Genomic DNA, 997 nt, shown 5'->3' with positions numbered 1-997 from the left:
GATTTGGAAACTGACGTTGACGGCCGATTTGCGATTCTCAGAAAGACACCCTAAAAGTACAGTTTGTTTTGCGTCTTTTTCGGCAACTTCATCTGGAAAACGGTCTATGTCCAAAGTAAATCGCTCGAAGCCCTGGCCCGTCAAAGATGTCCGCTACGTCGAAGTCGCGCCCACCGGCCTCACCACCCGCCATCTTCATATCGAGTTCGACCACGGTATCCGCATCGTCGTCGTAAACGAAAACCAACTCATCGGGCATCTCCGCCGCGAAGCGAACACGACGTCAGTGTGGTGCGCTGCTCTCAACCTCATCGAAAGCATCAGCCATGCCTCAGAAAAATCCCACCAAACAGCTCACACCTCACCAAAAAATACCAAAACCATCGTAATCGACCTCAAAACACTACGAGCTCAATGGAAATAAAAAACGACCACAGCGTGAAAATTCGCCCAAAATCACCCGACCTCAATTAGGAAACCGAACACGACCTCAGTGTGGTGCGCTACACCATACTGATCTCGATCCCGTTTGCCTTGAGTGTGGAAACCCAGTTGCGTCCAGTGAACTGGGCACCCTGATCGGTGTTGAATATTTTCGGAATACGTCCGGTCCGACGCATGGCTTCATTGAGCGCTCTCACGCAGAAGCTGCTATCCATCGTGTTGCTCAACTCCCAAGACAGGACCGCTCGGCTGTGCCAATCCATAATCGCCACGAGGTAGGCATGGCCTTTGGCCATCGGGATGTAAGTGATGTCTGCGCACCAGACTTCGTCGACGGCCCTAACCTCCCGCCCTCTCAAAAGGTAGGGGTAGACGGTGTGTTCCTTGTTCGGTTTACTCGTCGTGGGTTGCGGAACCATCGCCACGATCCCCATGATACGCATCAGTCGGCGCATCCGGCTTCGGCCGATCCACCAACCGTGGTCTCGAAGTTCGCGACGGAGTTTACGATTACCTAAAAATGGAAACTCCATGTGGAGTTCATCAAGACAAC

Annotated in this window: 2 protein-coding genes; one reads left to right on the top strand and one right to left on the bottom strand. The window is 52.6% G+C overall.

Annotation, left to right across the window (positions count from 1 at the left end; genetic code table 11):
• Positions 1-106: 106 nt before the first annotated feature.
• Complete coding sequence (locus tag IE099_RS20615; RefSeq protein ID WP_189574743.1) at positions 107-424, top strand: hypothetical protein; 318 nt, start codon at positions 107-109, stop codon at positions 422-424.
• 79 nt (positions 425-503) lie between these two features.
• Here the strand turns inward: IE099_RS20615 and IE099_RS20610 are convergent.
• The coding region (locus IE099_RS20610) for a DDE-type integrase/transposase/recombinase (protein WP_189574740.1) at positions 504-997 on the bottom strand (494 nt) is incomplete at its 5' end.

The organism is Roseibacillus persicicus (genome assembly GCF_014651675.1).
Lineage (GTDB): Bacteria > Verrucomicrobiota > Verrucomicrobiia > Verrucomicrobiales > Akkermansiaceae > Roseibacillus > Roseibacillus persicicus.
This window is presented reverse-complemented; position numbering and strand designations above follow the sequence as displayed.